The sequence below is a fragment of the Streptomyces mangrovi genome (assembly GCF_900114215.1).
In the GTDB taxonomy this organism is placed as follows: Bacteria; Actinomycetota; Actinomycetes; order Streptomycetales; family Streptomycetaceae; genus Streptomyces; species Streptomyces barkulensis.
On record NZ_FOSG01000003.1, the window covers coordinates 309,376 to 334,540 of the forward strand.

A 25,165-nucleotide genomic window follows, 5' to 3' on the forward strand; every position below is an offset into this window, starting at 1 on the left:
GCGGCGGCGCCGATGAGGAGCATCAGTTTTGCGCGAGTTCAGCCTTCCGGCCCTGTACGAGGTGCCCGCGGACGGAAATCTGACCGATCTCATCCGCCGCAACGCCGCACAGCACCCCGACCTCCCGGTCATCGCCCGCAAGGACGCCAAGGGCGGCTGGGAGGACCTGACCGCCCGGGAGTTCCTGGCGGAGGTGCGGGCCGCCGCCAAGGGCCTGATCGCGGCGGGCGTGCGCCCCGGTGACCGGATCGGCCTGATGTCGCGCACCCGCTACGAGTGGACGCTGCTGGACTTCGCCGTCTGGAGCGCCGGCGCGGTGACCGTGCCCATCTACGAGACCAGCTCTCCCGAGCAGATCCAGTGGATCCTGTCCGACTCCGGCGCGGTCGGCTGCGTCGTGGAGAGCGGCGCCCACGCCGCCGCTGTGGAGTCCGTGCGCGACCGGCTGCCCCGGCTGGCGGACCTGTGGATCATCGACGACGGCGCGGTGCGGAAACTGGCCGACTCCGGCACGCAGATCACCGACGCGGTCCTGGACGAGCACAGCGGCGCCGCCGGCGCCGACGCCCCGGCCACCATCGTCTACACCTCCGGCACCACCGGCCGTCCCAAGGGCTGCGTCCTGTCCCACCGGGCGTTCTTCGCCGACTGCGGCAACGTGGTCGAGCGGCTCAAGCCGCTGTTCGTCCCCGGCGAGGGCTCGGTGCTGCTCTTCCTGCCGGTCGCCCACGTCTTCGGCCGCATGGTGCAGATCGCCGCCGTCATGGCGCCGATCCGGCTCGGCCTGAGCCCCGACATCAAGCAGCTCACCGACGACCTCGCGGGTTTCCGCCCGACGCTGATCCTGGGCGTGCCGCGGGTGTTCGAGAAGGTCTACAACTCGGCGCGGGCCAAGGCCCAGGGCGAGGGCAAGGGGCGGATCTTCGACCGGGCCGCCGACACCGCGATCGCCTACAGCCGCGCGCTGGACACCGCCTCCGGCCCCTCGCTGGGCCTGAAGCTGAGGCACAGACTCTTCGACAAGCTGGTCTACGGCAAGCTGCGCGCGGTCCTCGGCGGCCGGGCCACCCATGCCATCTCCGGCGGCGCGGCGCTGGGCGAGCGGCTGGGGCACTTCTACCGCGGCATCGGCTTCACCGTGCTGGAGGGCTACGGCCTGACCGAGTCCTGCGCGCCCACCGCCTTCAACCCCTACGACCGTCCGAAGGTCGGCACGGTCGGGCAGCCGCTGCCGGGCTCGACGGTCCGCATCGGCGACGACGGCGAGGTGCTGCTGCGCGGCGAGCACCTGTTCAGCGGCTACTGGAACAACGAGGCCGCCACCGCCGAGGCGATGGAGGACGGCTGGTTCCACACCGGCGACATCGGCACCCTCGACGAGGACGGCTACCTCACCATCACCGGCCGCAAGAAGGAGATCCTGGTGACGGCGGGCGGCAAGAACGTCGCCCCGGCCGTCATCGAGGACCGCATCCGGGCCCACGCCCTGGTCGCCGAATGCATGGTGGTCGGCGACGGCCGCCCGTTCGTCGCCGCGCTGATCACGCTGGACGAGGAGTTCCTGCCCCGCTGGGCCGAGGAGCACGGCAAGTCCGGCCTGTCCGGGGAGCGGTTGCTGGAGGACCCCGAGCTGCTGGCGGCCGTCCAGCAGGCGGTGGACGACGGCAACGCGGCCGTCTCCCGTGCGGAGTCGGTGCGCAAGTTCCGCCTCCTGGCGGCCCAGTTCACCGAGGACTCCGGCCATCTGACGCCCTCGATGAAGCTCAAGCGCGGTGTGGTCGCCAAGGACTTCGCGCAGGAGATCGAGGCGCTGTACGCGTAACGCGGCGTCCGCCGCGCGCGTTTCGCGCGGCTGCGCGTAACGCCCCGGGACACACGGACCGCCCCGGTCCGGACGGAAGTCCTTCCGTCCGGACCGGGGCGGTTTGGCGTTCGCCGTCCTCTCCGGGGTGGGCCCGTCCGGCCGGGAGGCAGCGCCTTCCGCGCGCGCCCGGAAGCGGGGGAGCCCGGAAGCGGGCCCCGGCCGCCGCGGCCGGGGAGAGTACCGCGCGGTGACGCACAGGGCAGGCGGGGCCCGGCCCCGATGCGGTCGGCGGCCGGAAACTCTTCGACGCCCCTCGTCCGGTCGTACGCCGGACGTTTCCTCTCCACCGCCACGGGCGCGCGGCCGGGCGGGTCGAGACGGCCGTGCCCGGTGCCGCTGCCGGCACAGCAGGCTCGCGGAGGAGGGCCGGGTGCGGGCAGGAGGATCCGTGGGCCGCCCCCCGCCCGCGTCGGTCCGGCGGCGGGATCAGGGCGAGGCCTGCCCTCCACCTTCCAGGGCCACCGGGCCGGTCCTCGTCCGGAGAGCCGGGCGGCGCGGCGGCGCGGCGGCGCGGCGGCGCGCTAGAGCAGTGCCCGCAGCCGCTCGGCCAGCAGGTCCCAGCGCCAGCGCTCCTCGACCCACGCACGGCCGCGCTCGCCCATCCGGCGGCGCAGCGCGGGGTCCTTGAGCAGATTCACGATGCGGTCGGCCGTCTCGGCGGCCGCCTCGCCGCCCGGGGCGCCGCCACGCACCACCCAGCCGGTCTCCCCGTCCAGCACGGCGTCGGGAGCGCCGCCGGAGTCGCCGGCGACGACCGGCAGCCCGGTCGCCGACGCCTCCAGGTAGACGATGCCGAGCCCCTCCACGTCGAGCCCGCCGCGGCGGGTGCGGCAGGGCATGGCGAAGACGTCGCCCGCGCCGTAGTGGGCGGGCAGCTCCTCCCACGGCACCGCGCCGGTGAAGCGGACCGAGCCGGCCACACCGGTCTCCTCGGCCAGCTTCCGCAGCGCCTGCCCGTACGGCCCCCCGCCGACGATCAGCAGCACCGCCTCGGGCACCTCGGCCAGGATCCGCGGCATGGCGCGGACGAGGGTGTCCTGGCCCTTGCGCGGCACCAGCCGCGAGACGCACACCACGACCGGGCGGCCGGCCAGGCCCAGCCGCTCGCGCACCGCGTCGCCGCCGGAGCCGGGGTGGAAGGTCTTCTCGTCGACGCCCGGCGGCAGATGGACCATCCGCGCCGCCGCCTCGCCGGTGAGCGCGGCGGCTATCCGGGAGCGGGTGTACTCGCCGAGGTAGGTGAGGGTGTCGGTGCCCTCGCCGATGCGCCGCAGCAACTGCCGGGCGGCCGGCAGCCCGGCCCAGCCGGCCTCGTGGCCGTGGGTGGTCGCCACCAGCCGCCGCGCCCCCGCCCGGCGCAGCGCGGGGGCCATCAGCCCCAGCGGCGCCGCCGCCCCGAACCACACCGACGCACATCCGTGTTCGCGCAGGAGCGAGGCCGCACGGCGCGTCACGCGCGGGGTCGGCAGCAGCATGGTGGTGGAGTCGCGCACGACGGTGAAGGGCTGCTCCGCGTCGAAGCGCGCGGTGGCCTCGGCGCCCTCCCGGCCGCGCTTCCAGGTCGAGGCGTAGACGACGACCCGCTCCGGGTCCAGCCGCAGCGCCATGCTGTGCAGGAAGGCCTGGATGCCGCCGGGCCGGGGCGGGAAGTCGTTGGTGACGATCAGGGTCTTGTCCATCGCCGCCGACAGTACCCGCTGCCCCTCGGGGCGCCGTGTCGGCACCCGGTACGGTCGGTCCATGCGCCTCCTGATCGCGGCCTGGGCCGCCACCCGGACCGTGCTGCTCCTGTGCGTGTTCAAGGTGATCACGGTGCCGGGGCCGGACGTCACCAGCGACGTCTCGGTGATCTACCAGGGCTGGTACCGGGTGCTGAGCACCGGTGTCTTCCCGCCGGACGACGTCACCTGGCAGTACCCGCCCGCCGCGGCGCTGGCGATCCTCTCCCCCGCGCTGCTGCCCTTCCTGGAGTACCCGGCCGCGTTCTACGTACTGGCCTGCGCCGCCGACGCCGCCGCGTTCGCGCTGCTGCTGTACGCCTCACGGCGCGGTACCGGGCCGGAGCGGGGCCGCGGCCGTGGCCGCAGCCGTGCGGGAGCGTGGGTGTGGGTGGCCGGGGTGCCGCTGCTGGGCCCGACGGTGTACGCCCGCTACGACCTGATGGTCACCGCCGTCGCGGTCGCCGCGCTGCTGGCGCTGTCCCGCAGCCCGCGCACGGCCGGGGCGCTGGCGGCCTTCGGGGCGCTGCTGAAGGTGTGGCCCGCGCTGCTGCTGGTGGGCACGCCGCGCGGGCGCGTCACCCGCGCCGTGTGGGGCGCGGCCGTGGCGGCGGCCCTGGTGCTGACCACCGCGTTCGCCGCCGCCATGCCCGGCGCGCTGGACTTCCTCACCCACCAGCGCGACCGCGGCACCGAGGTCGAGTCGGTGGGCGCCCTGGTCTTCCACGTGGCGCGGCACTTCGGCTGGGAGGGCCAGGTGCTGCTGAACTACGGCTCGGTGGAGTTCCTGGGCCCGTACGTGGACCTGGTGAGCACCGCGGCGCTGCTGTGCACCGCCGCCGCCTTCGGCTGGATGCTGCGGTGGCGGCTGCGCGCGGTGGAGTGGACGGCGTCCACCGCGGCGGACGCCGCGTTCGCCGCGGTGCTGCTGTTCACCGTCACCAGCCGGGTCATCAGCCCGCAGTACATGGTCTGGCTGGTGGGCCTGGCGGCGGTGTGCGTGACGCTGCGCACCGGTCGGCAGGGGCTGCCCGCCGTGCTGGTGGTCGTGGCGACGGGGGTGACGCTGCTGGAGTTCCCCCTCAACTTCGGCAGTGTGGTGGCGAGCGACGCCCTGGGCGTCACGCTGCTGGTGGTGCGCAACGGACTGCTGGTCGCCGCCGCGGTGCTGGCCTGCGCCCGGCTGTGGCGCACGACGGTGACCGAGCCCCTGCGCCGTACGGAGGGGGCCCCCGGGGGCGCCGGGGACGGGGAGGACGGGGACGAGCGCGGCAGGGGCGCGGAGGCGCCGGAGCCGGAGGGCGGACTGGTCTCCCGGTGAGGCGCCCCGCACGGTGTCGCGCCGGTGCGGCCGCGGGCGCTACCGCCCGCCCAGCTCCCGCCGTACGTACTCGCGCCAGCGCTCGGTGAGCTGGTCCATGCCGGTGCCGAGCACCTCGCGGACCACCGGGTCCATGCCGCCCCCGGACTCGCCCGCCGCCAGGTACAGCTCGACCAGCTTCTCCTCGCCCCACCGCTGCGCCACCATCCGGCACAGCAGCCAGCCGCTCTCGTAGGAGCGGGCGAGCCGGTCGGCGTCCCCGTCGAAGGCGAACTCCTCGTCCGTAGGCAGTCTGCGGGGCACCTCGCCGTCGCGGACGGCGTCGGCCAGCAGGGGGGCGATCCGGGCGGGCGACCGGTCCACTCCCCGGTAGGCGGCCCAGTCGGCGAAGCCCTCCGACAGCCACAGCGGGGTGGACTCGGTGGTGTGTTCACGGGTGGCCACATGGGTGACCTCGTGGGTCATGACGATCCGCCGCCCCTCCTCGCCCAGCAGCCAGTAGGCCTCCGGGTTGACCACGATCCGCTCGGCGGGCGCCCCGCCCCCTCCGCCCGCCTCTCCGGTGGTGACGGCGGCGATGCCGCGGTAGGAGGAGGGCGGGCCGCCCAGGAGGCCGGCCATCCGCTCCAGTGTGGCGGGGGCCTGGACCAGCACCCGGCGCGGCCAGTCGCGCGGCCAGGCCTCGCCGGCGCCGGGGACCGCGCGGTCGGCGTCGTCCGCCAGGGCGCGCAGGTCGAACTCCGGGCGGCCCACCCCCAGCACCAGGCTCCGCTCGCCGCGTACGACGGTCATCTCGCCCTGTTCCCAGAGCTGCTGGGTGCCGCGACGGCCGCCGTCACCGTCGCCGTCACCGTCACCGTCGCCGCCGTCGCCGTCGCCGTCGCCGTCGGAGGAGACGTACCAGCGGCCCTTCCGCTCGGTGAGGGTCAGGTACTCCACGTCCCGCACCGGTGCGGGGTCGTAGCCTTCGAACCGGTAGCGCAGTTCGGCCCGGACCGCGACCCGCCGGGGGCCGGCGCCCCCGTCCTCCGGAAGCGGGAAGGCGTCGTCGCCGGTGGCGGTGACGCGGTAGGACCAGTGGTCGACCGGCAGCCGCGCGAGGTTGCCGAACACCGTGCGCTGGGCGTCCCGGTAGCCGTCCGCGCGCGGATCGACGGTGGACAGGTACGCCTCGCGGTCGCCGGCGAGCACCGCCTCGGCCTGGCGGTCCAGCACCGCCTGGAACAGTCCGCGCTCCGCGGCGCCGTCCCGGTCCCGCTCCACACAGCCCGACTGGAACGCCAGCAGCCCGGCCACCAGTACGGCCGGCACCGCCGACGCCCTCCGCCACCTGTGTGTCACACCGCTGATCGTACGGTCCCGTCCCGGGGCGCGCGGAGGATCGGGCTCAGGGCCGGGGCCAGGGCCGAGGCCGGCACCGGGGACGAGGTCAGGGCCGGACCACGGCGGCGACCGGCATCATCCCGACCGGGTCGTACCGCACCCGTGCCCCAGGGCGCGGGGCGTGGACGACCTGTCCGCCGCCGACGTACATCCCCACGTGGCTGGCGTCCGACCGGTAGACGACCAGATCGCCGGGGAGGGCCCGCTCCAGCGGTACGTGCCGCCCGGCGTGCAACTGTCCCTGCGAGGTGCGCGGCAGGAAGACCCCGGCCCGGGCGTACGCCCAGGAGGTCAGGCCCGAGCAGTCGAAGGCGTGAGGGCCGGCCTGGCCCCAGGCGTACGGCGCGCCGACCGCCCCGCGGGCCGCGGCGACCGCCGCGGCGGCCCGCGACGAGGGGGCCGGCTCCATCGGCGCGCCGGGATGTCCGCCGTCGCGCGAGGCGTGCCCGCGGGCGGCGCGCTCCTCGGGCGGGAGCCGGTTGAGCAGCCGCTGTGCGGCCGCGAGTTTGCGCTGCACGGTCTCGCGGTGCTCGCCCAGGGCCGCGCGCCGGCGCCGCAGTTCGGCGAGTTTCCCGCCGGCCTCGGTGCGCTGCTGCTCCAGCGCGCGCACCGCGCCGCGGAACGCCTTGAGCTTGGCCGCCTGGCGGCTGTTGATCCGGTCGAGGGTGGCGGCCTTGGCGAGGTACTCCTCCGGCCCCTCGGACAGGAGCAGCGCGAGGGCCGGGTCGATGCCGCCGGAGCGGTACTGCGCGCTCGCCAGGGAGCCCAGGTCCCCGCGCATCCGGTTGACCCTGGCCTGGTCGCGGGCGGCCCCGTCCTGGGCCCTCTCGACCTGCTCGCGCAGGTCCTCCACGCGTTCGGAAACGGTGTTGTAGCGCTCGGTGGCCCGCTCCGCGTCGGCGTAGAGCCGGTCCACTCGCGCGCTCAGCGCGGCCGGGGCCGCGCCGTCCGCGGGGTCGGCCCCCGCCGGGGCCGCCGTCAGCACCGCCGCCGCGCCCGCGGCGGCGGACAGCGCGGTGACCCGGGTGCCCAGCCCGGACAGGCCAAAGGAGGAGGCGTGCCGGCGGGATCCGGAACGGCGGGGGGCGTGTCGGGGCGAAGGCTGCGAGACCACGGCGGAACCGCTCTCCCTTCCGCTTCGAGGACGGTGGCCGCCGACAGTAGCGGCACGGACACACTCCGTTCACGGACCGCCGCACCGCCCATCGCGCGGCGCTCCTCCCCCGGCGCGGAACCGCGGCGCGGGCCGGGACCGGTTCACAGGCAGGTCAGAGGCAGGTTGGGGCCGGGTCGGGCCCGGCCGGCGGCGGGAGGCGGAAGAGGACGGCGAAAAGCCTCCCCCGCCGGGATTCACCCGTACGGAGGAGGCTGGAAAGCGGAGGTGACAGCCGGTCAGACGCGCACGCCGAACATGAACGGCATGTTGTTGATCGACTCGTAGCGCACGTTGGCGCCGGGCTTCGGGGCGTGCAGGATCTGCCCGTTGCCCGCGTAGAGGCCGACGTGGTGCAGGTCGTTGTAGAAGAAGACCAGGTCGCCGGGGGTGAGCTGGCTCCGGGAGATGCGGGTGCCCGCGTTGGCCTGGGACTGCGAGGTGCGCGGCAGGGAGACGCCGGCCTGGCTGTAGGCCCAGGAGGTCAGCCCGGAGCAGTCGAAGGAACTCGGGCCGGTCGCGCCCCAGACGTAGGGGGAACCCAGCTTGGACTTGGCCGCGTTGAGGGCGGCCGAGGCGCGCTGCGTGGCGGAGGCCGAGCTGCCGAGGTCCACGCGGGCCGAGGAGGCGCGGTTGGCGCGCTCCTCCTGCCTGGCGAGCTCGGCGCGCTCCTCGGCGGTGAGGGTGTTCAGCAGCCGCCGGGCCTCGGCGAGCTTGCCCTGGATCTTCTTCTTCTTGTCGCCGAGTTCCTTGCGGGTGTCCTCCAGGTCCTTCAGCTTCTCGGATGCCTCCTCGCGCTGCTGCGAGAGGGTCCGCTGCTTGGCCTGGATCTTCTTCAGCGCGCCGGCCTGCTTGCTGCTGAGCTGGTCGAGCGCGGAGGCCTTGGCCAGGTAGCTGTCCGGGTCGGAGGAGAGGAACAGCTGCAGGGAGGGGTCGAGGCCGCCGCTGCGGTACTGGGCCGTGGCCATCGAACCGAGGCTGTCGCGCAGGTCGTTCAGCTCCCCCTGACCGCTTGCGACGCTGTCCTGGAGGTTGCCGACCTGCTTCTGCAGCTTCTCCTGCTTCTCCTTCGCGCCGTTGTACTTCTCCGTGGCGTGCTCGGCCTCTTCGTAGAGCTTGTCGACCTTGGCCTTGACCTCGTCCTTGGTCGGCTTGGGGTCGGCCTGGGCCGTCTGGGATGTCAGTGCGACCGCCGCCGCTGCGGTCGCGGTGAGCACGGTCACACGTGCGCGGTTCGGCTGCTTGGGTCGACGGTGGGACGCCACTGGGGCGAGCTCCTTCTTCCTCAGCCGCCTGCCGGGAGTGACCGGGGCCACCCGGCTCCGCGATGAGCGCCGCGGATTCGGCGGTTCCTCCGCTGTCACCCCGGTTGGGTGATCAACTGCGCAGAGGTTCGGGCCAGACACTAGCCATGCGGGGTGATCGCTTCAAATCCTCATAGGAAAAATCTCGCCCGTCGGCCACATCCTTTACCATCGCTCCACCGTGGGCTACCGCGGCCTGACGCTGAGTGCCGCTCTCGGCGGACATTCCGGGCACGTGCGGGAAGATGACGCGGCGTCGGACACGGCACCGGGCGGTACACCGGGCGGGTGCGGCTCAGGTGCGGCCGAGCCTGCGCAGCAGCAGCACCGACGCCACCGGGCGGGCTCCGGCCGCCGCCACCCCGTCGGCCACCTCGCGGTCGGCGGAGACGACGACCACCGGACGGCCGGGCGGCTCCGCTCGCACCAGACGCCGGATCAGCTCGTCGGCGGTCTGCCCGGGTTTGCTGAACAGCACCCGCACCCCCCGCGGCGGCGCCAGCAGCACCGGAGCCGCCAGCTCCGCCCCGTCGAAGACACAGGTCACCTCGGCGCCGGTCTGGGCCGCCAGCCCCGCCAGTCCGCCCAGCAGCCGCAGCCGCTGCTTCTCCAGGGGCAGCGACGGATAGCCGGTCTTGGTGACGTTGTAGCCGTCCACCACCAGATGCGCCTGAGGCAGTGCCAGCAACTGGTCCAGCAGCGCGGGGTCCTCCTCGGACAGGGCGCGCCGGGCGATGTCCTTCGGTGTCATCCGGCCCGGCTCGACCGCGTCCACGGTCTCGGCCGGACGGTGTGTGAGAGGCGGCAGGGCGAGTTCGCGCCGCAGCCCCTGGGCGGCGTCCAGCACCGTGTCCAGCAGCAGCCGCAGGCGCATGTCCTCCACACTGCGCCCCTCGCGCACCGCGCGGCGGCCGGCCTCCAGGGCCGCCTCCGCCTCCGCCAGCCGCGACCGCAGCCGACGCGCCTCGCTCTCGGCCGCGGCCTTCTCCGCGGCGGCCGCGGCCCGCGCCTCCTCCAGTTCGGCCCGCGCCTTGCGCACCGCCGCCTCGCCGCGCTTGACGTCGCTGAGCGCGCTGCGCAGCCTGCGGTGCAGGGAGTCGGTCTCCTTGCGGGCGGCGTCCAGTTCCGCGCGGAGCCCCTCGGTGTGGGCGCGCTCGGCGGCCCGGGCCTGCGCCAGTTCCTCACGGAGCCGGGCCAGTTCCCGCTCCGCCTCCTCTCCGGCGCGTTCGGCCTGCGTCCGCTGGGCCTCCTCGGTCGCGGCGGTGACGAGCTTGGCCCAGCCCTGAGGCCGCAGCACATAGGCGACCGCGGCCACGTCCACGGGATCGGCGGCGGCCGGGAACGTACCGCCCCGGACGGAGGCGGCCAGTTCCGGCAGCGCCTCGCACAGCCGGTCGGCGATGCGCTGCCGGAAGGCCGGATCGCTCTCCAGAGCGGCGGCCATCGCGTTGCCCGCGAACCGGACCCGCCGCTGGGGGGTGAAACGGGCGTACTGCCGCAGGGGGACGGGGAGTTCGGCGACGGTGAGGCCACCGAGCGCGTCACCCGTCAGCGCCACCACCCGGCGGCGCACCTTCTCGGGCAGCGGGCGGTCGAGCGCCTCCTCGCCGGGCTCATCCGGTCCGCGCTCACCACCCGTCCGTTCCACCACGGTTCACACCTGCCCGTCGTCACACCTGCGCGCCGGAGCTGGGGCGGTCCACCAGCTCGACCTGGTCCACCGCGTTGCACCAGCGACAGCGCACCGACTCGATCGTCTCACTGAGCACCTCGCGCTCCTCGACCCTCGGTTCCCCGGCCAGGTCCAGATGGACGTACTCCACCACCTTGCTGGAGCGCGTCACATCGAAGCGGGTGAGGTTGCCGCACATCGTGCAGCGCCACCGCGATCCTTCGTTCGGTCGGGGAACCGGCATCATCCTGTCCTCTCCTCGGTCTTCCCGCGCCGCCGGCGCCGGCGGCGCGTCCACTGCCGCGTCTTCCTTCGGTCCTGCCGTCGTCCTGCCTTCGGTCCTGCCGTCGTGCTGCCGCTCCGCCGTGTTCCGGCGTTCTCCGGTACCCGGGTGCCCCGGACCCCGGAAGATGCTCGCGTGGTGCGTGTACCCCGGGCGCCCGGCCGGGGGTATCCCCGCAACCCTACGGCCTGGCGGCCACCGGGCGCGCCGCGGCGGGGGCCCGTATCCGGACCGGTACCGTCCGCGGAACCGGTCCGCCCCCTGTCCCCCGCGCCCGTGGGCCCGCCGCGGGCGGCGGCTACAGTGAGCGGGCCAGTTCCGCCTGTGGTGGGACCACGAGAGCGAAAGGCCCGCCGAGGCGCCGCCGCGGCCCCTCCCCCGAAGAAGGGAAAACCGTGATCACCTCGATCGTGCTCATCAGGACCAGCACCGACCGCATCCCGGAGATCGCCGAGCAGATCGCCGCGCTGGAGGGGGTCAGCGAGGTCTACTCGGTGACCGGCGCCCACGACCTGATCGCCATGGTGCGCGTGGCCCGGCACGACGATCTCGCGGAGGTCATCCCGGGCCGCATCAGCAAGGTCCCCGGTGTGGAGTCCACCGAGACCCACATCGCCTTCCGGACCTACTCCCAGCACGACCTGGAGGCCGCCTTCGCCATCGGGCTCGATTCCTGAGACCCGCGGGCCGCAGGGAGCCCGTACGGCCCCGTACGGGCTCCCTGCGGGCTCACGCCGTCCCGCGCTCCGGGGGCCGGGGGACGGCCTCAGGCGTTGCTGGCCGCCACCCAGCGGTCCAGCGCCGCCCTGGCCGCGCCGGAGTCGATGGAGTGGGCGGCCCGCTCCATGCCCGCGGCGATCTGCTCGGTCAGCGGCGCCCCGGTGGGCTCCAGGGCGGCCAGCGCGGCCGCGGAGTTCAGCAGGACGGCGTCCCGCACCGGCCCCCTCTCCCCCTCCAGCAGCCGCCGGGCCACGTCCGCGTTGTGGGCGGCGTCCGCACCGCGCAGCGCCTCCAGCGGGACCAGGGAGACGCCGACGTCACGCGGGTCGAAGGTCTCGGTGCGGACCTCGCCGCCCCGGACCACCCACACCGTCGAGGTGCCCGTCACCGTCAGCTCGTCCAGGCCGTCGTCGCCGCGGAAGACCAGCGCGGACGTCCCCCGCTCGGCGAGCACACCCGCCATGATCGGCGCCATCCGGGCATCGGCGACACCGGTGGCCTGGGCCTTCACCCGGGCCGGGTTGGTCAGGGGGCCGAGGAAGTTGAAGGTGGTCGCGACGCCCAGCTCCTTGCGGGCCGCGGCCACATGGCGCAGCGCGGGGTGGAACCTCACCGCGAAGCAGAAGGTGATCCCGGCCTCGCCCGCGACCTCGGCGACCCGCTCGGGGGTGAGGTCCAGGTTGACGCCCAGCTTCTCCAGGACGTCCGAGGAGCCGGACGCGCTGGAGGCCGCGCGGTTGCCGTGCTTGACGACGCGCACGCCCGTCCCGGCCACCACGATCGCGGACATCGTCGAGATGTTGACCGTTCTGGCCCGGTCGCCGCCGGTGCCGACGATGTCGACGGACGGGCCGGGCACCTCGATCACGTTGGCGTGCCCGTACATCGCGCGGACCAGTCCGGTGACCTCGTCGACCGTCTCGCCCTTGGCGCGCAGCGCCACCGCGAACCCGGCGATCTGGGCGTCGGTCGCCTCGCCGCGCATGATCTGGTCCATCGCCCAGGCGGTGCTCCCGGCCGGCAGGTCCTCGCCGGCCAGCAGGGCGCTCAGCACGTCCGGCCAGGTGCGCGCCGCCACGGTGTCGCCTCCGGTGGTCGTAGCAGCGCTCATGGGAATCACTCCTGGCGTGGTCGGATGCGAAGGCGGCCGGATCGGCTCGGCGGCCCGCGGCCAGCCTAACGGCGCGCCGCGGCGTCCACGGCCGCTGCCCGCAGTCCGGACAGCCCCGGGAACGCCGAGGGCCCCGGCCCTCCCGGGGGAGGACCGGGGCCCGGGGTGTGGCGACACCCGCTACCGGACTCGGCGGCCGTGGATCAGTGGCCGTGGCTGTGGCCGCTGGTGAGCTCCTTGAACTCCTCCGCGGTCGGCTTGGGGATCTGGCTGCCCTCCCCGTAGTAGCCCCGGCTGAGCCTGGCGCGGAGCTTCTGGACGGGACCGACCTTGCGCCGCACGCCGTTCTCGTCCGTCTCCGGGCCGATCTCCAGCGGCTCGTACTGCTCGTGCGCGGTGAGGGTGTGCAGCTGCTCCCGGGAGAGCGGCTCGTGCACCTCGACGAACTCACCGTGCGGCAGCCGCTTGATGATGCCGCTCTCGCGGCCGTGCAGCACCTTCTCGCGGTCGCGCCGCTGCAGACCCAGGCAGATCCGCTTGGTGACGATGAAGACGACCACGGGCACCACGAAGAAGCCGATCCGGACGAACCAGGTGATGGCGTTGATCGACAGGTTGAAGTGGGTCGCCCACAGGTCGTTGCCGCCACCGACCAGCAGCAGGAAGTACAGGCTGATCCAGGCCGCGCCGAACGCGGTGCGTGTCGGGGCGTTGCGCGGGCGGTCCAGGATGTGGTGCTCGCGCTTGTCGCCGGTGATCCAGGACTCGATGAACGGGTACACCGCGATCGAGGTGAGGACCAGCGGGAAGATGACCACCAGCGGGATGGCCACGCCCAGGTTGAGGGTGTAGCCGCCGGGCAGCACCATCTCCCACGCGGGCATCGCGCGGATCAGCCCCTCGGAGAAGCCCATGTACCAGTCGGGCTGCGCGTTGGTGGACACCTGGTCCGGCCGGTACGGGCCCAGCACCCAGATCGGGTTGATGGTGAACGTCGCGGCGATGACCGAGATGACACCGAAGACCAGGAAGAAGAAGCCTCCGGCCTTGGCCATGTAGACCGGCAGCAGCGGCATGCCGACGACGTTCTTCTCGGTCCGTCCGGGACCGGCGAACTGGGTGTGCTTGTGGTAGAAGACCAGGATCAGGTGGGCCACCACCAGGCCCAGCATGATGCCGGGCAGCAGCAGGACGTGGGCCACGAAGAACCGCGGGATGATGTCCGTTCCCGGGAACTCACCGCCGAAGAGGAAGAAGGCGATGTAGGTGCCGACCACCGGCACGGACAGGACCGCGCCCTCCATGAACCGGACGCCGGTGCCCGAGAGCAGGTCGTCCGGCAGGGAGTAGCCGGTGAAGCCGGTGAACATGCCCAGCACCAGCAGCAGGAAGCCGAACAGCCAGTTGATCTCGCGCGGCTTGCGGAACGCGCCGGTGAAGAAGACGCGCATCATGTGGACGAACATGCCCACCAGGAACACCAGCGCGGCCCAGTGGTGGATCTGCCGCATGAGCAGACCGCCGCGGACGTCGAAGCTGATGTCCAGGGTCGAGGCGTACGCCTGCGACATGTGCACACCCTGCATGGGCACGTAGGCGCCGTGGTACTCCACCTCGCCCATGCTCGGGTTGAAGAACAGCGTCAGGTAGACACCGGTCAGGATGATGATGATGAAGCTGTAGAGGCAGATCTCTCCGAGCATGAAGGACCAGTGGTCCGGGAAGATCTTCCGCATGTTGGCCTTGGCCAGGCTGTAGATGCCCAGCCGGCCGTCGGCCCAGTCCGCGACCCGCTCGCCGGCGGGCGCCTTGCCCCGGCGCTTCGGGGCGTCGCCTGCAGTACTCATCCGCGCTCCCAGAAGCTCGGGCCGACGGGCTCCGCGAAGTCGCCCTGCGCCTCGAGGTAGCCGTCTTCGTTGACACTGATCCGCAGCTGCGGCAGGGGGTGGCCGGCCGGGCCGAAGATCACACGCGCGCCGTCGGCCAGGTCGAACGTCGACTGGTGGCACGGGCACAGCACGTGGTGGGTCTGCTGCTCGTACAGGGTGACCGGGCAGCCGACGTGGGTGCAGATCCTGGAGTAGGCCACGATGCCCTCGTGGGACCAGTCCAGCTCCTGCTTGTCCTTGATGTCCTTCGGCTCCAGGCGCACCAGCATCACCGCGGCCTTGGCGATCTCCGCCATGAACTCGTGGGTGCCCTCCTCCAGGCCCTCGGGCTTGGCGAAGACCAGGGAGCCGACGGTGATGTCCTCGGGACGCAGCGGCTCGTCGGTGTTCTGGTTGACCAGCAGCTTGCCCCGCTCCCAGGCGGTGTGGCGCAGCTTGTCCTCGGGCAGCGGGCCGAGGTCGCGCAGCAGCACCACGCCGGACAGCGGCACCACGGCCAGCGCGCCGAACATGGTGTTGCGGATCAGCTTGCGGCGGCCGAGCTGCGACTCCTTGGCGCCCTGGCCGAAGTCGGCGAGGACCTGCGTACGGGTCGGCTCGTCCGCCTCGATCGGGTGGCGCTCGCCGATCAGCTCGTGGTCCGACATCAGCGTGCGGGCCCAGTGGACCGCGCCGGCGCCGATGCAGAACAGGGCGATGCCCAGCGTCATGCCCAGCGAGAAGTTCAGGGCGCTGATCTCGCCGAGCGGCCAGATGAAGACGTACTGGTCGATCGGGAAGATCACATAGGAGGCGATGAAGCCGATGGTGGCCAGGATCGAGACCGTGAACAGCAGGGCGACGGTGCGCTCGGAACGCTTGGCGGCCCGCTCGTCGATGTCCTGGACACGCGGCTCGTGGGGCGGCAGCCCGGGGTCGGCGAACGGGTTCTCCGCCCTGGCCGCCTCGCCGTGGGCGCCCTCGCGCCCTGCCGGCAGGTTCTCGTCTGGCACGTCGTGGGATCCGGTGTGGCTACTCATGACTTCCTGGCCTTGGCGGTACGCGCCGCGACCCACACGGCGACGCCGATCAGAAGAGCGAGGACGATCGTCCACGCGAACATGCCTTCGGCGACCGGGCCGAAACCGCCCAGCTTGAAGCCGCCGGGGGACTTCTCGTCCTCGCCCTGGACGTCGTTGACGTAGGCGATGATCTCCCTCTTCTCCTTCTCCGGCAGCACCGAGTCGGGGAAGGCGGGCATGTTCTGCGGGCCGGTCAGCATCGCCTCGTAGATGTGCTTGTCGGAGACACCGTCGAGCGAGGGAGCGTACTTGCCGTTGGTGAGGGCGCCGCCCTCACCGGTGAAGTTGTGGCACTGCGCGCAGTTGGTGCGGAACAGTTCGCCGCCCGCGGCGCTGTCCGCGCCCGCGGGGTCGTACTGCTCCTCGGTCGGGATGCTCGGACCGGGGCCCAGCGAGGCGACGTACGCCGCGAGCTGGTCGATCTGCGCCTGCGTGTAGACCTGCGGCTTCTTGGGCGCCTGGGCGCCCGGGGACTGGGCCGGCATGCGGCCGGTGCCCACCTGGAAGTCCACGGCCGCGGCGCCGACGCCCACGAGGCTGGGACCGTCACTCGTGCCCTGGCCACCGGTTCCGTGGCAACTGGAGCAGCCGGTGGCGTAGAGCTTCTCGCCCTCCTCGATGGCGAGAGACTGCGAGGACGCGGCCGATGTGTCGGCCTTCGCCTCGTCCGCGGGGGCGAACGCGGCGTACAGCCCCCCGGTGGCCGCCAGCGCGAAGAGTAGGACGACGAGCGCCGCCAGCGGATGGCGCCGTCGTGCGGAGAGCTTTTTCACGGATTACCCCGGTGTCAGGATCTTCTGCGTCGATGCTTCTGGCTGTACTGCCTGATCACTTGATCAGGTAGATGGTGGCGAAGAGGCCGATCCAGACGACATCGACGAAGTGCCAGTAATAGGACACCACGATGGCCGCGGTGGCCTGGTGGTGCGTGAAGCGCCGTGCCATGTACGTCCTGCCGAGGACGAACAGGAAGGCGATCAGGCCGCCCGTCACGTGGAGGCCGTGGAAGCCGGTGGTCAGGTAGAACGCCGACCCGTACGGCCCCGAGGAGATGGAGACGCCCTCGTGGACCAGCTCGGTGTACTCGAAGACCTGGCCGCCGATGAAGATCGCACCCATGATGAACGTGATCACGAACCACAGGCGCAGCCTCTTCACGTCACCGCGCTCGGCCGCGAAGACGCCGAGCTGGCAGGTCAGGGAGGAGAGCACCAGAATCGTGGTGTTCGTCGCCGCGAACGGGAGGTTCAGGATGTCCGCCCGTTCCGTCCAGTATTCGGCTCCCGTCACCGACCGGAGGGTGAAGTACATCGCGAAGAGGGCCGCGAAGAACATCAGCTCGGAACTCAACCAGATGATGGTCCCGACGCTGGTGAGGTTCGGCCTGTTGACCGACGGGTGCGCGTGCCCGGTATCTACTGCTGTTGCTGTCGCCACGCCGACATTATGTCGGTCGCTTATCCGGCCCTCACCTCGGGGGGTCCTGTTCGGTGTGTCAACCGCCCATGTCCTGCTCAGACGGCCCATCCCCGGGCCTTCCGGATCCCTGACGCGACAGGCCGGGACGGAGTAGCATCCGCCAACGACGGCATACGCGGCCCGCAGGTCCGTGGCTCCACGGGCCCGTGGACCTCTGAGCCACCCCGAGCCACCCCGAGACGCCCCCGAGGGACGTCCCCGAGGACACGGAGGAACCATGCAGCCGACCGCCACGGTGCTGGTCTACAGCGACGACGCCAACACCCGCGAGCAGGTGCGGCTGGCCGCCGGGCGCCGACCGGCCGCCGACGTGCCGCCGGTCGAGTACGTGGAGTGCGCCACGCTTCCCGCCGTGCTCACCGCCCTGGAGGAGGGCGGCATCGACGTCTGCGTCCTGGACGGCGAGGCGGTGCCCGCCGGCGGGATGGGCGTGTGCCGCCAGATCAAGGACGAGATCTTCGACTGCCCGCCCGTCCTGCTGCTGATCGGCCGCCCGCAGGACGCCTGGCTGGCGACCTGGAGCCGGGCGGAGGCCGCCGTTCCGCACCCGGTGGACCCGGTGCTCCTGGCCGACGCCCTGGCCGGACTGCTGCGCCGCGACACGCACGCGGCCGCCTGAGAGTCCGCCCGCGGGCGAAGGGCCGCCGCCGGCACCCGGGGTGTCGGCGGCGGCCCTTGCCTCTTTCGGGTGAGCTCTGCTCCTTCCGGGTCATTCCAGGTCCTTCCGGGCTCCCTGGGCCCCGGGCCCCCGGGTCCTTCCGGCCGGTCAGCTCAGGGCGCTGCCCTCGCGCCACTGCTCCCAGGAGAGGTTCCAGTCGCCGAGGCCGTTGCCGAAGGCCGGCATCCTCGGCCCGTCCCCTCCCACATGCCGGACGATGTCGCCCCGGCGGACGTTGTCGAAGAACCATCGGGCGTTCTCGGTACTCATGCCCGTGCAGCCGTGGCTGACGTTCTCCCTGCCGTGGTGCGCCGCCGACCAGGGCGCGGCGTGGACGAACTCACCGCTGTCGGTGAGCCGCACGGCCCACTGGACGTTCAGGTCGTAGGACTCGGCGCTCCCCGCCGGGATGCCGATGCTGGTGCCGGTCATGCGTACGGCGGCCTGCCGGCCGAGCACCACCTTGACGCCCTCGCGGGTGCGGAACCCCGGCTTGCCGGTGGTGACCGGGACGGTCCGGACGACCTCGCCGTTCTTCCGGACGGTCATCTCCGTCTCGTCGATGTCGACGACGGCCTCGACGCGGTCGCCGGTCCTGATGCGCACCGGCTCCGCCTTCCCGCCGCGCAGCCCGTCCCTGATCCACACGCCCTCCAGGCTGCCGCGCACCTCGACGGTGGCGTGCGCGGGCCAGTAGGAGCGCGGGCGGTAGTGGAGCGTGTGGTCGTCCATCCAGCGCCAGGAGCCCTCCACGGCGGGCGAGGAGCGGACCGTCAGCGCGCGTTCCACGATCGCGCGCTGCCGGACGTCCTTGACCGGCCTGCTGAGTTCGGCGGTGATGGGCTGGCCGACACCGTAGGTGCCGCTGTCCGGCCCGAGGTCCACCTCCAGCCTCCTGCCACCGGTCGCCGGCCGGGTGGTGACTTCGGCGGTGCGGCGGCCCGGGGAGCCGTCGCCGCGCTCGGTGCTGACGACGACGGTGTAGCGCATGGCACCGGCCGGCGGGGTGTCGCTGCGCCAGCGGGTTCCGTCGGCGGTCAACGCGCCCTCCAGGCGGCGGCCCGCCGTGTCGACCGCGCGGACGTCCGTGATGCGGTTGCCGTCGCGGGCGGTGATCTCCAGGGGCTGGTCCGGGTCCGCGGCACGGCCTTTCCCGCCGGTGTTCAGCGAGACGTGCGCGGTGGCGTCGTAGGGGGCCGCGTCCTGAGGCCGCTCACCGCTGCTGCATGCGGTGGGTCCCACCGCGAGCGGCGCGAGTATCAGGAAGCAGATCATTGCCGTCCTGCGTGATCCACGACTCATGCTGCCACGGTAGGAACGCTGCTCGGAACGGACGAGCCGGATACGTACGAACGGGTCATCTCCGGAGTGTGTCCGGAGATGACCCGTTCGTAAGGGGGTAGGGCTACTGGTTCCCTACCGGTTCACTGGTTCTGGTTCTCACCGTGGTAGTACTCGAGGACCCAGCCGAACAGACCGATGACCAGCAGCGGCGCGGAGATGTAGACCAGCCACCAGCCGATGGCCACGCCGAGGAAGGCGAACGCCCCGCCCACGGCCAGAACGAGCGGCTGCCAGCTGTGCGGGCTGAAGAAACCCAGCTCGCCGGCGTCGTCGGCGACGTCCGCGTCCTTGTTGTCCTGCGCCCCGGTGTCCACCCGCCGGGCGGTGAAGGCCAGGTAGTAGCCGACCATGATCGACAGGCCGAAGGCCATGAAGAGCGCGGTGGTACCGACCGGCTCCTTGGCCCAGAAGCCGTAGATGACGGCGACGGCCAGGATGAAGACCGACAGCCAGATGAACATGCGTCCCTGGATCTTCACTTGCCGGCCTCCTTGGCACCGGAGAGGGCCGGGCCCTCGGGACCCCCGGTGTTCTCGAGCTGGTCGAGGGCCGCGATCTCCGGGTGGTGCAGGTCGAACGCCGGGGACTCGGAGCGGATCCGCGGCAGGGAGACGAAGTTGTGCCGCGGCGGCGGGCAGGAGGTCGCCCACTCCAGCGAGCGGCCGTAGCCCCACGGGTCGTCCACGGTGATCTTCGGCGCGTACTTCGCCGTCTTCCAGACGTTGTAGAAGAACGGCAGGATCGACATGCCCAGCAGGAACGAGCTGATCGTCGAGAAGGTGTTCAGCGCGGTGTAGCCGTCGGCCGCCAGGTAGTCGGAGTACCGGCGCGGCATGCCCTCCGCGCCCAGCCAGTGCTGGACCAGGAAGGTGCCGTGGAAGCCGATGAACAGCGTCCAGAAGGTGATCTTGCCGAGCCGCTCGTCGAGCATCTTGCCGGTGAACTTCGGCCACCAGAAGTGGAAGCCGGCGAACATCGCGAAGACGACCGTGCCGAAGACCACGTAGTGGAAGTGCGCCACCACGAAGTAGCTGTCGGAGACGTGGAAGTCCAGCGGCGGGGAGGCCAGCAGGACACCGGTCAGACCGCCGAAGAGGAAGGTGACCAGGAAGCCGATCGTCCACAGCATCGGCGTCTCGAAGCTCAGCGAGCCCTTCCACATCGTGCCCAGCCAGTTGAAGAACTTCACGCCGGTGGGCACCGCGATCAGGAACGTCATGAAGGCGAAGAACGGCAGCAGCACACCGCCGGTGACGTACATGTGGTGCGCCCACACGGTGATCGACAGACCCGCGATCGCGATCGTCGCGCCCACCAGACCGATGTAGCCGAAGATCGGCTTGCGGCTGAAGACCGGGATGACCTCGGAGACGATGCCGAAGAACGGCAGCGCGATGATGTAGACCTCGGGGTGGCCGAAGAACCAGAACAGGTGCTGCCACAGCAGCGCCCCGCCGTTGGACGGGTCGAAGATGTGCGACCCGAACACCCGGTCCGACTCCAGCGCGAACAGCGCCGCCGCCAGCACCGGGAAGGCCAGCAGGACCAGCACACCGGTCAGCAGCACGTTCCAGGTGAAGATCGGCATCCGGAACATCGTCATGCCGGGCGCGCGCATGCAGATGATCGTGGTGATGAAGTTGACCGCGCCCAGGATCGTGCCGAAACCGGAGAAGGTCAGACCCATGATCCACATGTCGCCGCCGACACCGGGGCTGTGGACCACGTCGCTCAGCGGGGTGTAGGCGAACCAGCCGAAGCTCGCGGCGCCGTCGGGGGTCAGGAAGCCGCCCACCGCGATCAGCGAGCCGAAGAGGTAGAGCCAGTAGGCGAACATGTTCAGCCGCGGGAACGCCACGTCGGGCGCGCCGATCTGCAGCGGCATGATCCAGTTCGCGAAGCCGGCGAACAGCGGGGTGGCGAACATCAGCAGCATGATCGTGCCATGCATGGTGAACGCCTGGTTGAACTGCTCGTTCGACATGACCTGCAGGCCCGGACGGGCCAGCTCGGCACGCATGACCAGTGCCAGCACGCCGCCGACGCAGAAGAAGAAGAACGAGGTGACCAGGTAGAGCGTGCCGATCGTCTTGTGGTCGGTGGTGGTCAGCCACTGGATCACACGGTTGCCGCGCCGGTCGCGGCGCAGGGACGCGGGGGTCGCCGCCGGCTGATCCGACGTCGCGGCGGCACCCCGGGATTCGTTGAGGATGCTCACGGGTTACTGGCCTTCTCGCTCTTGGCGGGCTCCGCCCGCCGGGATGTAGCCGGTCTGGCCCTTCTCCGCCAGTTCCTCCAGGTGCTGCTGGTAGCGCTCCGGGGAGACGACCTTCACGTTGAACAGCATCCGGGCGTGGTCGACGCCGCACAGCTCGGCGCACTTGCCCAGGAAGGTGCCCTCCTTCTCGGGGGTCACCTCGAACTGGTTGGTGTGACCGGGGATGACGTCCTGCTTGAACAGGAACGGCACGACCCAGAAGGAGTGGATGACGTCGCGCGAGGTCAGGATGAACCGGACCTTCTCGCCCTTGGGCAGCCACAGGGTCGGGCCGGGGTTGCCGGTCTGGGGGTTCTTGTCGGCCGGCGTGCCCGCCACGTAGACGCCCTCGGCGCCCTCGGGGACGGCCTCGAGCATGTCGGCGGGGATGCCGGAGAGCTCGTCGGCGTCCGTGTTGGACGTGGAGGTGTCGCCGTCCACGTCCTCCAGGTAGTTGAAGCCCCAGCTCCACTGGTAGCCGACCACGTTGATCACGTGGTCCGGCTTCTCGGAAAGCTCCAGGAGCTTGGTCTCGTCACGGGCCGTGAAGTAGAAGAGCACCGAGATGATGATGAGCGGAACCACCGTGTACAAGGCCTCGATGGGCATGTTGTACCGGGTCTGCGGAGGTACCTCGACCTTGGTCCTGGTGCGCCGGTAGACGATGACGCACCACAGGATCAGGCCCCACACCAGGACGCCCACCGCGAGCGCCGCCGCCCACGAGCCCTGCCACAGGGAGAGGATCCGCGGCGCCTCCTCCGTGACCGGGGTGGGCATGCCGAGGCGGGGGAAGTCCTTGTATGTGCAACCGGTGGCGGTCGCCAGGACCACGCCCGCAGCAAGCGCCTGCGGCAGCCTCCGCCGCATCGGGCGCCGCGCCATGGGGGTACCGCCCACGCCCGCAGGGCGGTGGGGGAGGTCGGAGCCGTTGGGACTCACGTAGCGCCTTCCCGAGAGTCTCGCCCGCTCGGCCCGGGCTCGGCCGTGTGTGGTCGGGCGCAGGCCCTGGCGCGGGCAGGGGTTTGGATGTTTATGCGGACCAAACCCTACTGGACGCTATTTGGGGTCGCGCGGGGAGGGTGCCCAACGCGCCGCGCGGCCCTCCGATGGGGTGGAATCGGGGCTGGGACAGGGCGGGAACGGGCAGGGCTGGGACAGGGCGGGAACGGGCAGGGCCGGGACAGGGCGGGAACGGAACGACCGCCTCCGCGGTCCGCACGGTGCGGCGGCCGCGTTAGCGTGCCGGTGTGCCCTACTTCGACGCAGCCTCCTCACTCCCCCTCCACCCCGTCGCCCGCCAGGCGCTGCTCGCCGCGCTCGACGAGGGCTGGGCCGACCCCACCCGGCTGCACCGCGAGGGCCGGCGGGCCCGGCTGCTGCTGGACGCGGCGCGCGAGGCGGCGTCCGAGGCGGTGGGATGCCGCTCGGACGAGCTGGTCTTCACCCCGTCGGGCACCCGCTCCCTGCACACCGGCATCGCGGGCGCGCTCGCCGGGAGGCGGCGGGCCGGACGTGCCCTGGTGGTCTCCGCCGTGGAGCACTCGGCCGTGCTCCACGCCGCCGAGGCCCATGAGGCGGGCGGCGGGACGGTGGTGCGGGTGCCGGTGGACCGCACGGGGCGGGTGGAGGCGGCGGCCTTCGGCGCGGCGCTGCGGGAGAGCCGCTCCCCGGAGGGCGGGACCGCACTGGCCTGCCTGCAGTCCGCCAACCACGAGGTGGGCACCGAGCAGCCGGTGGAGGAGGTGGCCGAAGCCTGCGCCGGGGCCGGGGTGCCGCTGCTGGTGGACGCCGCCCAGTCGCTGGCGTGGGGCCCGGTGCCCGGGCGGTGGTCCCTGCTGGCGGCCAGCGCGCACAAGTGGGGCGGGCCTGGCGGGGTCGGTCTGCTGGCGGTGCGCAAGGGGGTGCGGTTCGCCCCGCCGCCCCCGGCGGACGAGCGGGAGTCGGGTCGCTCCCCCGGCTTCGCCGACCTCCCCGCGATCGTCGCGGCGGCGGCCTCGCTGCGGGCGGTACGGGCGGAGGCGGACGCCGAGGCTGCCCGGCTGCGCGCCCTGGTGGACCGCGTACGCGCCGAGGTACCCGCGCTGGTGCCGGACGTGGAGGTGGTGGGCGATCCGGTGCGCCGGCTGCCGCACGTGGTGACCTTCTCCTGTCTGTACGTGGACGGCGAGGCGCTGCTCCACGCCCTGGACCGGGCGGGGTTCTCGGTCTCCTCCGGCTCCTCGTGCACCTCCAGCACGCTGGTCCCCAGTCATGTGCTGCGCGCGATGGGGGTGCTCTCGGAGGGCAACGTCCGGGTGTCGCTGCCGCCGGGCACGGCCGGGGCGGACGTCGACGCCTTCCTGGCGGTGCTGCCGGAGGCGGTGCGGGAGGTGCGCGACCGGCTCCGGGCCCCGGCCGCCGCCGTGTCCGCCCCGGCCGCGGCGGACGGGGCGGACGCGGCGGACACGGCGGACACGGCGGACACGGCGGACACGGCGGACACGGCGGACACGGCGGACACGGCGGACGGCGGGGAGAACGACGGGCCGGAGGCCGCGGACCCCGGCCGGGAGGCGGCGCTCACCGTCGATTCCCGGGGCAAGCGGTGCCCGATCCCGGTGATCGAGCTGGCGAAGGTGATCGACCGGGTGCCGGTGGGCGGCACGGTCCTGCTGCTCGCCGACGACGAGGCGGCCCGGCTGGACGTCCCGGCCTGGTGCGAGATGCGCGGCCACGAGTACCTGGGCGTGCGGGGCCACGCCCACCGGGTGCGCCGCACCGCCTGACGCCCTCCGCCGGGAGGCGGTGGGCGTCAGGCGGTGGGCGCCGGGGCACGCGTGTTCAGGACAGGCAGGCCCGCACCTCGGCCGCGGCGTCCTCGCCGTAGGTCTTGGTGAAGCGCTCCAGGAAGTGGGAGCGCTTCAGCTCGTACTCCTGGGTGCCCAGCGTCTCGATCACCAGCGTGGCGAGCATGCAGCCGAGCTGTGCGGCGCGCTCCAGTCCCAGGTCCCAGGCCAGGCCCGACAGGAAACCGGCGCGGAAGGCGTCGCCGACGCCCGTCGGATCGACCTTGGCCTCCTCATCGGGGCAGGGGACGGTGAGGGTCTCGCGGCCCGCCCGCTCGATGCGGACCCCCTTGGAGCCCAGTGTGGTGACCCGGGCGCCGACCCGGTCGAGGATGTCCTGCGCGCTCCAGCCGGTCTTGGACTCCACCAGCCCGGCCTCGTACTCGTTGGTGAACAGGTAGGCCGCGCCCTCGGTGAGCCCGCGGATCTCCTCCCCCTCCATCCGGGCGAGCTGCTGGGAGTAGTCGGCGGCGAAGGGGATGGAGCGGGTGCGGCACTCCTCGGTGTGGCGCATCATCGCCTCGGGGTCGTCCGCTCCGATGTGGACCAGGTCCAGCCCGCCGACCCGGTCGGCGACCGTCTTGAGCTCGATCAGCCGGGCCTCGCTCATGGCGCCGGTGTAGAAGGTGCCGATCTGGTTGTGGTCGGTGTCGGTGGTGCACACGAAGCGCGCGGTGTGCGCGATCTCGGAGATGCGCACCGACTCGGTGTCCACGCCGTGCCGCTCCAGCCAGGCGCGGTACTCCTCGAAGTCGGCGCCCGCCGCTCCCACGAGGATCGGACGCACCCCGAGCTGGCCCATGCCGAAGCTGATGTTCGCGCCGACGCCGCCGCGCCGGATGTTGAGGGTGTCGGCCAGGAAGGACAGCGACACCGTGTGGAGCCGGTCGCCGACGAGCTGGTCGGCGAAGCGGCCGGGGAAGGTCATCAGATGGTCGGTGGCGATGGAGCCGGTGACAGCGATACGCACGGCGGGCTGCTCCTGGGAGGCGGGGACTGCGGACACACCACGCTACTTCCTCGTCTCCTCCCGTCCGCCCGGAGCCTTGCGTCCCTCCCGCGGCCGTCCCGGTGGAACCGTCCGCGGCCCGCTCCCGTCACACCGGCGCACGGCTGGAAA

General features: G+C 72.5%; 21 protein-coding genes. 5 read left to right on the forward strand and 16 right to left on the reverse strand.

Annotated features, from left to right (window positions below):
* The first annotated feature begins 28 nt into the window (after positions 1–28).
* On the forward strand, positions 29–1,822 hold the full coding sequence (locus BM237_RS06065) for an AMP-dependent synthetase/ligase (RefSeq protein ID WP_093848452.1): 1,794 nt from the start codon (positions 29–31) through the stop codon (positions 1,820–1,822).
* A 563-nt stretch (positions 1,823–2,385) separates the two neighbouring features.
* Here BM237_RS06065 and BM237_RS06070 read toward each other — a convergent pair.
* Positions 2,386–3,543, reverse strand: coding sequence for a glycosyltransferase family 4 protein (locus BM237_RS06070; protein ID WP_093848573.1), 1,158 nt, complete (start codon positions 3,541–3,543; stop codon positions 2,386–2,388).
* 61 nt (positions 3,544–3,604) lie between these two features.
* Between BM237_RS06070 and BM237_RS06075 the strand changes: the two genes are divergently transcribed.
* Entirely contained in the window at positions 3,605–4,903 is a 1,299-nt protein-coding gene (locus tag BM237_RS06075) for a glycosyltransferase 87 family protein (protein ID WP_093848453.1), read from the forward strand.
* Between the two features lie 39 nt (positions 4,904–4,942).
* Here the strand turns inward: BM237_RS06075 and BM237_RS06080 are convergent, their stop codons facing one another.
* From BM237_RS06080 to BM237_RS06100, 5 genes are all read right to left on the reverse strand, one after another.
* Positions 4,943–6,244 carry a hypothetical protein gene (locus BM237_RS06080; protein WP_139238060.1) on the reverse strand — a complete coding sequence of 434 codons (1,302 nt, stop codon included), beginning with the start codon at positions 6,242–6,244 and terminating at the stop codon, positions 4,943–4,945.
* A gap of 88 nt (positions 6,245–6,332) precedes the next feature.
* Positions 6,333–7,400, reverse strand: coding sequence for a C40 family peptidase (locus tag BM237_RS06085; RefSeq protein ID WP_425443657.1), 1,068 nt, complete (start codon positions 7,398–7,400; stop codon positions 6,333–6,335).
* A 278-nt stretch (positions 7,401–7,678) separates the two neighbouring features.
* Entirely contained in the window at positions 7,679–8,704 is a 1,026-nt protein-coding gene (locus tag BM237_RS06090) for a C40 family peptidase (protein ID WP_093848455.1), read from the reverse strand.
* Positions 8,705–9,038: 334 nt separating this feature from the next.
* The gene (locus tag BM237_RS06095) at positions 9,039–10,391 is read right to left on the reverse strand and encodes an NYN domain-containing protein (protein WP_093848575.1); all 1,353 of its coding nucleotides are present in this window, start codon (positions 10,389–10,391) and stop codon (positions 9,039–9,041) included.
* Positions 10,392–10,413: 22 nt separating this feature from the next.
* Complete coding sequence (locus BM237_RS06100; RefSeq protein WP_093848576.1) at positions 10,414–10,659, reverse strand: hypothetical protein; 246 nt, start codon at positions 10,657–10,659, stop codon at positions 10,414–10,416.
* Between the two features lie 434 nt (positions 10,660–11,093).
* Here BM237_RS06100 and BM237_RS06105 point away from each other — a divergent pair, with 434 nt between their 5' ends.
* The gene (locus tag BM237_RS06105; RefSeq protein ID WP_093848456.1) at positions 11,094–11,375 is read left to right on the forward strand and encodes an Lrp/AsnC family transcriptional regulator; all 282 of its coding nucleotides are present in this window, start codon (positions 11,094–11,096) and stop codon (positions 11,373–11,375) included.
* A gap of 89 nt (positions 11,376–11,464) precedes the next feature.
* Here the strand turns inward: BM237_RS06105 and trpD are convergent, their stop codons facing one another.
* From trpD to ctaE, 5 genes are all read right to left on the reverse strand, one after another.
* Positions 11,465–12,529, reverse strand: coding sequence for an anthranilate phosphoribosyltransferase (trpD, locus tag BM237_RS06110; RefSeq protein WP_093848457.1), 1,065 nt, complete (start codon positions 12,527–12,529; stop codon positions 11,465–11,467).
* 203 nt (positions 12,530–12,732) lie between these two features.
* Complete coding sequence (gene qcrB / locus BM237_RS06115; protein ID WP_093848458.1) at positions 12,733–14,376, reverse strand: cytochrome bc1 complex cytochrome b subunit; 1,644 nt, start codon at positions 14,374–14,376, stop codon at positions 12,733–12,735.
* The gene (gene qcrA / locus BM237_RS06120; RefSeq protein WP_093848459.1) at positions 14,373–15,437 is read right to left on the reverse strand and encodes a cytochrome bc1 complex Rieske iron-sulfur subunit; all 1,065 of its coding nucleotides are present in this window, start codon (positions 15,435–15,437) and stop codon (positions 14,373–14,375) included. The genes qcrB and qcrA overlap by 4 nt, the downstream gene beginning before the upstream one ends.
* On the reverse strand, positions 15,434–16,252 hold the full coding sequence (qcrC, locus tag BM237_RS06125; RefSeq protein WP_093848460.1) for a cytochrome bc1 complex diheme cytochrome c subunit: 819 nt from the start codon (positions 16,250–16,252) through the stop codon (positions 15,434–15,436). Before qcrC ends, qcrA begins: the two co-directional genes overlap by 4 nt.
* Before the next feature lie 55 nt (positions 16,253–16,307).
* Positions 16,308–16,916, reverse strand: coding sequence for an aa3-type cytochrome oxidase subunit III (gene ctaE, locus BM237_RS06130; RefSeq protein ID WP_093848461.1), 609 nt, complete (start codon positions 16,914–16,916; stop codon positions 16,308–16,310).
* A gap of 259 nt (positions 16,917–17,175) precedes the next feature.
* Between ctaE and BM237_RS06135 the strand changes: the two genes are divergently transcribed.
* The gene (locus tag BM237_RS06135; RefSeq protein ID WP_093848462.1) at positions 17,176–17,577 is read left to right on the forward strand and encodes a response regulator transcription factor; all 402 of its coding nucleotides are present in this window, start codon (positions 17,176–17,178) and stop codon (positions 17,575–17,577) included.
* 147 nt (positions 17,578–17,724) lie between these two features.
* Here the strand turns inward: BM237_RS06135 and BM237_RS06140 are convergent, their stop codons facing one another.
* The 4 genes from BM237_RS06140 to ctaC all read right to left on the reverse strand — a co-directional run bounded on the left by BM237_RS06140 (position 17,725) and on the right by ctaC (position 22,159).
* Positions 17,725–18,918, reverse strand: coding sequence for a L,D-transpeptidase (locus BM237_RS06140; RefSeq protein ID WP_093848463.1), 1,194 nt, complete (start codon positions 18,916–18,918; stop codon positions 17,725–17,727).
* A gap of 122 nt (positions 18,919–19,040) precedes the next feature.
* The gene (locus tag BM237_RS06145; protein ID WP_093848464.1) at positions 19,041–19,439 is read right to left on the reverse strand and encodes a cytochrome c oxidase subunit 4; all 399 of its coding nucleotides are present in this window, start codon (positions 19,437–19,439) and stop codon (positions 19,041–19,043) included.
* Positions 19,436–21,178: an aa3-type cytochrome oxidase subunit I gene (gene ctaD / locus BM237_RS06150; RefSeq protein ID WP_093848465.1), complete on the reverse strand. Its 1,743-nt coding sequence runs from the start codon at positions 21,176–21,178 to the stop codon at positions 19,436–19,438. The genes BM237_RS06145 and ctaD overlap by 4 nt, the downstream gene beginning before the upstream one ends.
* A gap of 3 nt (positions 21,179–21,181) precedes the next feature.
* On the reverse strand, positions 21,182–22,159 hold the full coding sequence (ctaC, locus tag BM237_RS06155; protein WP_175540900.1) for an aa3-type cytochrome oxidase subunit II: 978 nt from the start codon (positions 22,157–22,159) through the stop codon (positions 21,182–21,184).
* 308 nt (positions 22,160–22,467) lie between these two features.
* On the opposite strand from ctaC, the gene BM237_RS06160 reads away from it, so the two are divergent.
* On the forward strand, positions 22,468–23,985 hold the full coding sequence (locus BM237_RS06160) for a cysteine desulfurase/sulfurtransferase TusA family protein (RefSeq protein WP_093848467.1): 1,518 nt from the start codon (positions 22,468–22,470) through the stop codon (positions 23,983–23,985).
* 55 nt (positions 23,986–24,040) lie between these two features.
* Here the strand turns inward: BM237_RS06160 and BM237_RS06165 are convergent, their stop codons facing one another.
* Positions 24,041–25,015 carry a carbohydrate kinase family protein gene (locus tag BM237_RS06165; RefSeq protein WP_175540903.1) on the reverse strand — a complete coding sequence of 325 codons (975 nt, stop codon included), beginning with the start codon at positions 25,013–25,015 and terminating at the stop codon, positions 24,041–24,043.
* Between the last annotated feature and the right edge of the window lie 150 nt (positions 25,016–25,165).

Bases quoted from the DNA above. Each gene is read 5' to 3' on its own strand.
- BM237_RS06100 (WP_093848576.1), bottom strand. From the start codon at position 10,659: ATGCCGGTTCCCCGACCGAACGAAGGATCGCGGTGGCGCTGCACGATG.
- qcrB (WP_093848458.1), bottom strand. From the start codon at position 14,376: ATGAGTACTGCAGGCGACGCCCCGAAGCGCCGGGGCAAGGCGCCCGCC.
- trpD (WP_093848457.1), bottom strand. From the start codon at position 12,529: ATGAGCGCTGCTACGACCACCGGAGGCGACACCGTGGCGGCGCGCACC.
- BM237_RS06070 (WP_093848573.1), bottom strand. From the start codon at position 3,543: ATGGACAAGACCCTGATCGTCACCAACGACTTCCCGCCCCGGCCCGGC.
- BM237_RS06135 (WP_093848462.1), top strand. From the start codon at position 17,176: ATGCAGCCGACCGCCACGGTGCTGGTCTACAGCGACGACGCCAACACC.
- qcrA (WP_093848459.1), bottom strand. From the start codon at position 15,437: ATGAGTAGCCACACCGGATCCCACGACGTGCCAGACGAGAACCTGCCG.
- BM237_RS06075 (WP_093848453.1), top strand. From the start codon at position 3,605: ATGCGCCTCCTGATCGCGGCCTGGGCCGCCACCCGGACCGTGCTGCTC.
- BM237_RS06140 (WP_093848463.1), bottom strand. From the start codon at position 18,918: ATGAGTCGTGGATCACGCAGGACGGCAATGATCTGCTTCCTGATACTC.